This window comes from Coprobacter sp. (assembly GCF_982436375.1).
Window position 1 is genome coordinate 1 of sequence record NZ_CEWDCG010000122.1, and the last position, 9,409, is coordinate 9,409.

Genomic DNA, 9,409 nt, shown 5'->3' on the forward strand with positions numbered 1-9,409 from the left:
AATTGGCAGATAAAGTAAAATAATATTTTACTTCGAACTTAAAAAAAGAAGGGACTATCCGAAAATAAGGATTGTCCCTTTTTTGTGTTTTATCGTATGCCTGTTCATCGCAATAAAAGCATAGAATACGGTTTAAATTTTGTCTGATTCCTTGTTCAAAGGATATTGCTTCGAATGTTTTTGTGTGGTAAAATCATTAAGCATCCTATTTAAAGTATTATCTTTGTACCCGTTAAAGAATTCGATAGAAAAAAACGGATATAAATATGAAGATTGAGAATAAGATTGCCGAAGCTGTCATTTCTGCGCTGAAGGCTTTGTACGGGATCGAGCCGGAAATGTCGGCGATACAATTACAAAAAACGAAGAAAGAATTTGAAGGGCATTTGACTCTTGTCGTTTTTCCGTTTTTAAAGGCTTCTCATAAAAATCCTGAAGCGACTGCTACGGAAATCGGTGAATATCTGATTAAAAACGAACCGGCTGTCGCATCATTTAATGTGATTAAAGGGTTCTTGAACTTGGTGATTGATTCTACATGCTGGATAGAACAATTGAATGAAATAGCTTCTGATGCCCGGTATGGAATAAAAGAGCCGGAGCGGGACGCTCAATTGGTAATGATAGAATATTCTTCTCCTAATACGAATAAACCGTTACATTTGGGGCATGTACGTAATAATTTATTGGGTTACAGCATTTCTGAAATCTTGAAGGCAAACGGAAATAAAGTCGTGAAGACCAATATCGTAAATGATCGGGGGATTCATATTTGTAAATCGATGCTTGCCTGGGAAAAGTGGGGAAACGGTGTCACTCCCGAATCTTCCGGTAAAAAAGGAGATCATTTGATCGGAGATTTTTATGTGCTTTTTGATAAGCATTATAAGCAGGAAGTTGCCGAATTACAGGAAAAAGGAATGACGAAAGAAGAGGCTGAGGCTTCTTCCCCGCTTATGGCAGAAGCTCGGGAAATGCTTCGTAAGTGGGAAGCCGGAGATGAGCAGGTGCGTTCGGTATGGCGTATGATGAATGATTGGGTATATGCCGGATTTGATGAGACTTATCGGAAGATGGGCGTGGATTTTGATAAAATCTATTATGAATCGCAAACTTATCTGGAGGGAAAGGAAAAAGTTCTTGAAGGTTTGGAGAAAGGAATTATGTATCGGAAAGAGGATGGTTCGGTATGGGCTGATCTGACGGCTGAAGGACTTGATCATAAATTGCTTTTACGTGCCGACGGAACTTCTGTTTATATGACTCAGGATATAGGTACGGCCAAGCTCCGTTTTCAGGATTATCCCATCGATAAAATGGTATATGTTGTGGGGAATGAGCAGAATTATCATTTTCAGGTACTTTCTATTCTATTGGATAAGCTCGGTTTTAGTTGGGGTAAAGATCTTGTCCATTTTTCTTATGGAATGGTCGAATTGCCTGAAGGTAAGATGAAGTCGCGTGAAGGTACGGTCGTCGATGCCGATGATCTGATTGAAGAGATGGTGAATACAGCACGTGAGACTTCTTCAGAATTGGGTAAATTGGATGACTGTACGCCGGAGGAAGCAGATGCTATTTCGAATATGGTGGGTCTTGGAGCTCTTAAATATTTTATTTTGAAAGTCGATCCCCGTAAAAATATGACGTTTAATCCGAAAGAGTCTATCGACTTTAACGGAAATACAGGGCCGTTTATTCAATATACACATGCTCGTATATGTTCGGTACTGCGTAAGGCTGCCGAGTCGGGTATCGTTTTGCCGGAGACTGCAAATGAGAAAGTCGTCCTTTCTGATAAAGAAATATCCTTAATTCAGAATTTATCGGAATTTCCGGCTGTCGTTTCAGAGGCTGGCAGTCAGTTCAGTCCGGCTATTATAGCTAATTATATTTATGATCTCGTGAAAGAGTATAACCAATTCTATCATGATTTCTCAATCTTACGAGAGGAGAATACCGAGATTCGAAATTTCCGGCTTATTCTTTCCAGAAATGTAGCTAAAGTTATAAAAACCGGCATGAGTTTGTTAGGAATAGATGTTCCTGATCGTATGTAGAGAAATGAAGAAATAGAAGTGCCCCCTAAAAGTTTGACAAAAAGCTTTTAGGGGGCATTTCATATTGGTACGAACCGGTTCGGTTTATTTTTGAGGGTCTTGCTCACCTGTATTCGAGACTGTCATTCTATATTCCTTTGGGGTTGCATGATATAGTTTTGCAAATTCCCGATAAAAATGAGCTTTATTTTTGAATCCGCAATCGGCCATGATTTCTTGTACGGTTTTGGATGTAGTTCTCAGCCGTTTCTCAGCTTCCTGCAAGCGAAAGCTACGTATAAAGTCAGCAGGAGTCTTATCTGTCAGTTTTTTTATCTTGCGGTATAGTTGCACTCTGCTTATTGCCAGATCTTGAGATAAAGAGTCTTGATTATAGGTCTCATTATCTAAATTTTGTGATAGATATTCGAAGGCCTTGTTCATGAATTCTTTATCTTGTTTGTCTATTAATTTCCCGTTGAATTGTTCGGCGTATGCAAGAGGAGATTCCATATAGTGTTTTACTATTTCTTTATTTCCGAGCATACGTTCTACTGCAGCTTGCAGATGAGCAGGATGAAAAGGCTTTCCTAAATACATGTCTGCTCCGTATTCAAGTCCCTGAATCTGACTTTCGACCGACATTTTGGATGATAATAGTATGACCGGGATGTGTTTGGTCGTAATGTCGTTTTTTATTTTTTGTAAAAATGTGAGTCCGTCCATAACCGGCATTAAAACGTCGCAAATAATGAGATCGGGCAGAAACTTGTTTATCTTGTCTAAAGCATCTTGTCCGTTTTCGGCTTCTATTACGGAATATGAATTTAGAGTTTCGATAATAAATTGCCTTATTTCTTCTTGGTCATCGATAACGAGGATGTTTTTTGTTTTCTTTTCAGATACATCGGAAGAAATCGAATATTGTTGTTGATGACTTTTTTCCTGAGTTTTTTTGTCAACTTTATTGTCGGGCGAAATTGTTACGGTGAAAGTCGTGTATTCATTTATTTTGCTATCTACGACGATATTTCCGTTCAGAAGCTTGACCAAATCTTGACACATGGCTAAGCCTATGCCATTACGGGTGTATATTCCCTTAGATAATTGATTCTCGAAATTATCGAAAACTTTGAACCTATTAAATATCAGAGGAATATGCTGGGCGTCTATTCCTGTACCGCTGTTGGTGCAAGAAAAACAGAGCTCATTCTTGGCGTTAACGAACAGTTTGATTTCTATTTTTCCGTTTTTTGGAGTATATTTAAATGCATTGGACATAAGATTGAAAATAACTTTCTCTAAAGCATCTCTGTCAACGATCCATGCCGGAATATCGGGACGAATGTCTAATTGGATGTTTATCCTTTTCTGGTCGGCGATATCAAGGAAATTGTCCAAAGTATATTTAATCAGTTCAGGAATATCTATCGGTTCGAAATGCAGAGTTAAATGTCCGGTTTCTGCTTTACGGAATTCCATTAGTTGTTGTATCTGATTTCGCATTCGTTCTGCATTCTTTTTGATTACGCTTAGGTAGTTCCGGTTCTTTTCACTTAGATCGGGAGTACTCATCATTTTTTCGCAAGGACCGTAAATTAGGGTTATAGAGTTCGAAAATTCATGAGCGATATTGGTGAAGAAACGAAGTTTTGCCTGATGAATTTCTTCTTTTTTTTGTGTTTCCAGTTTCTCCAATTCAAGATTGTGTTGCATTTTCAATCGATATTTCTGAAATCGGAAAATGAAATATGCCAATAATAGGATAAGAATCAGATAAACTGTATATGCATATCCGGATTTGTACCATGGCGGTGTAATTTTGAACGGAAATGAGAAGCTGTCCCTGTTCCACTGATTATCGCTATTTGTATAAGCAACGTTCAATTTGTAGTTTCCGGGAGATAGATTTGACAGGATGATGTTCCGGTTATTGCCAATATAGATCCAATTTGCCGGTTTCTCTCCATCTCGGGTTACTTTATAAGCCATCTCGCATTTGCTGTTCGTTATATAGTCTAAGATAGAAAAATGAAAACTCAGTGAATTTTGTTTATAACTGATAGGATGATCATTCTTTAAATTAAGTGGTTGATCGATATTGTCTATTTTAAATGAATTTAAATATAGTGGCGGATTATAATTGCTCATTCCGATTTGGTCGGGGTGAAATACACTGAACCCGTTTACTCCTCCGAAATAGAGTTCTTGTCCTTCCGAAAATGAAAGGTATGCTCCGTCGGAGAATTCGTTATCCTGTAACCCTTCGTTATAAAAATAGTGTACGAATTGTTCTTGTTCGGGATTCATTCTGGAAATGCCTTTGTTCGTACTGATCCATATATGATGGGTGCGGTCTTCTAAAATTCCGTGTATGTTACTATTTGCCAGTCCTTCTTTTTCTGTATATCGTTTGATCCGAACTTTTCCGTTTTCTTCCGTTAACAGGTTTAAACCGGCAGTCGTTCCCGCCCAAATTCTTTTTTTATTGTCTATATATAAGCATATTACGTCATTGCTGCTTATTGTGTTTATATCTGATTTATCGTTTTTATACGCAGTAAAATATTCCCTTTTTATGTTCATGCGATTTATCCCGCCTCCCCGCGTTGCAATCCAGAGGATAGAATCTCCCTCTATTGCGAGTGAGTATATGACGTTATTATTGATGCTGTTGTTGCTTTGAGAGTTATATTTATAGTGTTTGTAATTTTTTATCTCGTATTCTCCTTTTGGGGTGCGGAAAATCGTCATTTTGAACAGTCCGTTACCGCTTGTCCCTACCCATAAAGTTGAATCATCGGCTTGCAGTAATGCGTAAACGGAGCAAATTTGCCGTATATTGAATATTCTGTTCGACTTCAGACTTTTTATTTTTTTCTCTTGAAAAGAATAGTAATTTAAACCTTTATTGTCCGTTCCTATCCAGAAATCTTGATTCGGACCTTGCGCTAAGGAGAATACCGAGTTGTTTATGAGACCGTCGTCTGTTGTAAATTTACGGGCTTGTTGTAAAGTAGCCCCTAAATACGTAATGGAGATGACACCTCCGCCTTTCGTTCCTATCCAAAGTTTGTTTTCTGCGTCTTTGTATATTGCCCTGACTGCGTAATTTCCGAGTTCGGGAATATTATTGCTTGTAAAAGTGTTGAAATAGTTTTGTGGGGGAAGAATACGGTAAATGCCTTGTGAATCAGTACCTACCCATAATATATCTTGTGTACCGGAATAGACTGATAAAACCGGAATACCACTTAATAGGATCGATTCTGTCTTGGTGTGTTTGTTATATTGAATTAATCCGGTATTTGTTGCAAACAGTATATTGCCCTCGTTTTCGAGGACTTCGTTCAATTCTCCATAAGGTTTTGATCCCCAATCAGAGAATTTTTCGGTTTGTATCGAGTAGTATCCTAATGTGTAATTTTCGTATTGAAACCATATTTTTTCTTTTTTGTCGTAGCAAAGATGCAAAAAGTCTGCAGGAGGAGTTATTTTTTGTTTCTCGGTAATTTTATCGGATTTGATTTTCAGACGGAAGATTTCACTTTTGTCATTTACAATCCATAGATTGTCTGAAGAATCGAAAAAAAGTTGTATTATATTGTTTTTGTCGATCTCGGGGATTGGGAACGGTTCGAAGTCTTCTGATTTCGTGTTGAATTTATATATACCGGACTTGTAAGAAGCGGCTAATATCAATCCTTCTGAATTGCGAGTTGCGAGAAAAGAGTGTTCTCTAAATGTCTCTTTATCTTTATATCCCAAATAATAAGGTTGGAATTTTTTTGTGGCGATGTTAAATCTGTTTATTCCGTAATCTGTCGTTATCCAAAGAATGTTTTTATTTTCTTCAAAAATTTGGCGTATTACAGGGTTTGTTATACTTGAAGAATCTTGACGGTTAGAACGATAATTTTCGAATTCAGCGCCGTTATATACATTTAGTCCATCCCATGTTCCTACCCAGATGAGTCCGTTTGAATCTTGAAAGATCGTTGTTATGGAACTGTTGGACAGGCCGTCGTTATTGCTTAGGCGAAGTATTCGAGATTCGTTTGCATATAGAATTTGTGTAAAGAAAACGATATATGCGATATTGAGTATTTTACGAAGCATGGGAATGTGATGTTATTTTGACGTTGTTGAATAAGAACATTTATATTGATTCATGTATAATATGCTTATGTAAAAGAACTTATAAGATTATATCTTAATAACGAAATGAAAGTAATAATATTTTCGGAGAATAGACGTGATAAAAAATCTTTTTTGTGTTTTCATGGCTTTATTTTAGATTTTATATATCCAGTATTTTGTGTTTTCTGAGACTGATTGTATCGATGAATTGCCGTATCGGTTTACCTGTTTTATTTGAAATGCAATTTCAGCTTTTTAGTGGAGACGAGAGTATCTTATTGTTTCAAAAAAGTATACAAACGTGACATATTTAAGAAAAAATCTATGTAGATACCTTTTTGAAATAATAAGATACCGGTAACGAGATACACCCATTTACATTTGCTTGTGAGTTCAGGTCGTTTGATAAGCCTGAAAAACACGAACGATGAAAATTTCATCACACTAAATATAATAAATTATGGATATAGCAAAGAGAAATCCTCAGAATCCGATTATGCGACCTAGCGATCTGAAGCCGGGAATTGAAGGTATGGAAATAGTATGTTTGTTGAATCCCGGGGTTTTCCGATATAATAATAAGATATGGTTGTTGCTTCGTGTTGCAGAGCGTCCTAAGCAAATCGAGAATAAAATCAGTTTCCCGATTTATAATAAAGACGGGAAAATAGAGATTCTCTCATTCGATAAGAATGATCCGTCTCTTGATGCTTCTGACCCGAGAGTAATCGGTTATCAGGGAAAGAATTATCTGACGACTCTCTCTTATCTTCGGTTTGTATGTAGTGAAGACGGAGTTCATTTTCATGAAGATCCTTCGTTCCCGCCTCTTTTCGGACGTGGCGACCTGGAAGCATTCGGAATCGAAGACTGTCGTGTTGCTACCATGGAAGATGGCTTCTTCTTGACTTTTACCGAAGTTTCTTCTGTTGCTGTCGGAGTCGGGTTGATCGAAACAAAAGATTTTAATAATTACATTCATCATGGTATGATTTTCCCTCCGCATAATAAAGATTGTGCTTTGTTCGAGGAAAAAATTAATGGAAAGTATTATGCTTTTCATCGTCCGAGTAGTCCGGAATTAGGAGGGAATTATATTTGGCTGGCCGAATCTCCGGACAGAAAACATTGGGGAAACCATAAATGTGTCGCTACCACACGTGAAGGGAAATGGGATTCTGCACGTGTAGGAGCCGGTGCTCCTCCTATCCGTACAGAAAGAGGTTGGCTCGAGATCTATCACGGTGCAACACATGACCATCGCTATTGTCTGGGAGCATTGCTTCTCGATCTGAATGATCCTTCAAAAGTCATTTCCCGTAGTGAAGAACCTATTATGGAACCTATTGCAGATTATGAACAAACCGGTTTTTTCGGGAATGTCGTTTTTACGAACGGACATTATGTTGATGGTGATACGGTTCATCTTTACTATGGAGCGAGTGATGAGGTAATTTGTGCTGCGACTTTGTCTGTAAAAGAAATATTGAATACTTTGAAATAAGAAGGATATTATGTTCGGAAAACTGACAAAAGAATACGAGGTATTCAAATCCGTACCTCATAATATGCAGGTCCTTCTCGGCACGAACATGCTTTATGCTCTTGTTCTGCCGATTGTAGAAATCTTTGTGGGCGCCTATATTATGAGGAATACTAATAGTCCGGCATACGTAGCTCTTTATCAATTGGCTATGTATGTGGGTATCGTATGTACATCGGTCGTAAACGGATTTTTGCTTAAGCATTTTAAGGTGAATATTTTGTATTGTATAGGCATACTGCTTAGCGGTATATCTATGGTGGGGATGATGGCGATTCATAGTTTGGGAATAACAGAATTGTCTGTAGCAGGATTTGTTATGGGGGCAGCTTCGGGATTTTTTTGGACAAATCGTTATCTGTTAGCTCTTAACTCGACTAAGGATGATAATCGGAATTATTTTTTCGGACTTGAGTCTTTTGCTTTTACAATCGCATCTATTATTGTCCCGTTAGGGGTAGGGGCACTTATAGCCGGTCTTTCAGGCCGTCATTTATTGGGAATCGACATCGATATAAATCTTTCTTATCGGATTGTGACCTTTTTGGCTATGGGTATTACAGTGATTGCTTGTTTTGTCTTATCTCGAGGGAACTTTGAAAATCCGACCCAGAAAACGTTCCTCTATTTCCGTTTTCATCCGCTATGGTACAAACTACTCTCTTGGGCAGCTTTGAAAGGCCTTGTTCAGGGATTTTTGGTAACAGCACCGGCCATTTTAGTGTTAAAACTTGTTGGAGAGGAAGGCTCTTTAGGTTTGATTCAGAGTATTAGCGGCGGTATTACTGCTATACTTGTTTATGTATTGGGCAGGGTTACAAAACCTAAGCACCGGAATATCGTATTCGGTACGGGATTGTTTATCTTTTTGATCGGTACGCTTTTTAACGGTATTCTTTTTTCTTCGACCGGTGTTATTATCTTTGTCCTTTGTAAGGTCGTTTTTCAACCGTTGCATGATTTAGCCTATTTCCCGATTATGATGAGAGTGATTGATGTTGTTTCAAAAAAAGAGCAACGCAATGAATATGCCTATATATTGAGCCATGAGTTCGGCTTGTTTGTCGGGAGGGCTTCAGGACTGATAATCTTTTTGTTTCTTGCTTTCGGAGTATCAGAAGATTTTGCGCTTAAGTATGCGCTTATTATCGTCGCATTGTTGCAATTATTGGCACTACCCTTAGGAAATCATATTATCAAACAATCAAATTTGCTGGAAAATGAAAATAAATAAATTTTTTCCTGCCTTATTCTTTGGAATTTTATTTGTATTTCCGGCATGTCGGGAAACAAATTTCGGAGATCCGGTAAAACAGGTTTCGATTAGTCGTATCGATCAGATGCCTAATCTCCCAGAGCCATATAAGATTCTGGACTGGAGAAAAAAAGCTCTTGATTTTGATGCTTATGTATTTAATTTCGATACACGCATTTGTGGAAATCCGGTTATTTGGCTTGACAGCGCTCAACGGAATATTCCTCAGACGACATTCGGACTTTATACGGCAGTGAATGATTCACGTCAAGGGCCGAAAAATAATAACGGAGAGTTTCATGAAAGTTTAAACTCTTTGGCTGCGTTGCTCGGTGGAGGATTGGTCGGAATAGACAAAACTTCTCAGAATGGGTATAATTATGTTAACCTGAATAATTCATAGTCTCCACAAAAAAGAGAACGCCCTTCTTG

The 9,409-nt window shown here is 37.9% G+C and carries 4 protein-coding genes and 1 pseudogene; 4 read left to right on the top strand and 1 reads right to left on the bottom strand.

Annotated features, from left to right (window positions below):
- Positions 1-266 precede the first annotated feature (266 nt).
- Positions 267-2,060 carry an arginine--tRNA ligase gene (gene argS, locus AC1WHX_RS07905; RefSeq protein ID WP_022390229.1) on the top strand — a complete coding sequence of 598 codons (1,794 nt, stop codon included), beginning with the start codon at positions 267-269 and terminating at the stop codon, positions 2,058-2,060.
- A gap of 84 nt (positions 2,061-2,144) precedes the next feature.
- Here the strand turns inward: argS and AC1WHX_RS07910 are convergent, their stop codons facing one another.
- Entirely contained in the window at positions 2,145-6,158 is a 4,014-nt protein-coding gene (locus tag AC1WHX_RS07910; protein WP_481229110.1) for a hybrid sensor histidine kinase/response regulator transcription factor, read from the bottom strand.
- Between the two features lie 481 nt (positions 6,159-6,639).
- On the opposite strand from AC1WHX_RS07910, the gene AC1WHX_RS07915 reads away from it, so the two are divergent.
- The 3 genes and pseudogenes from AC1WHX_RS07915 to AC1WHX_RS07925 form a co-directional block, all read left to right on the top strand.
- Positions 6,640-7,683 carry a glycoside hydrolase family 130 protein gene (locus AC1WHX_RS07915; RefSeq protein WP_009318463.1) on the top strand — a complete coding sequence of 348 codons (1,044 nt, stop codon included), beginning with the start codon at positions 6,640-6,642 and terminating at the stop codon, positions 7,681-7,683.
- A 10-nt stretch (positions 7,684-7,693) separates the two neighbouring features.
- Positions 7,694-8,956 (top strand): MFS transporter, encoded by a 1,263-nt coding sequence (locus AC1WHX_RS07920; RefSeq protein ID WP_009318464.1) that lies wholly within the window; start codon positions 7,694-7,696, stop codon positions 8,954-8,956.
- Positions 8,943-9,368: pseudogene (locus tag AC1WHX_RS07925) on the top strand (hypothetical protein); the annotation flags it as partial. The gene AC1WHX_RS07920 and the pseudogene AC1WHX_RS07925, both read left to right, overlap by 14 nt.
- Positions 9,369-9,409: the final 41 nt, after the last annotated feature.

Coding starts and splice junctions, on each gene's coding strand:
- AC1WHX_RS07920 (WP_009318464.1), top strand. CDS start 7,694: ATGTTCGGAAAACTGACAAAAGAATACGAGGTATTCAAATCCGTACCT.
- AC1WHX_RS07915 (WP_009318463.1), top strand. CDS start 6,640: ATGGATATAGCAAAGAGAAATCCTCAGAATCCGATTATGCGACCTAGC.
- argS (WP_022390229.1), top strand. CDS start 267: ATGAAGATTGAGAATAAGATTGCCGAAGCTGTCATTTCTGCGCTGAAG.
- AC1WHX_RS07910 (WP_481229110.1), bottom strand. CDS start 6,158: ATGCTTCGTAAAATACTCAATATCGCATATATCGTTTTCTTTACACAA.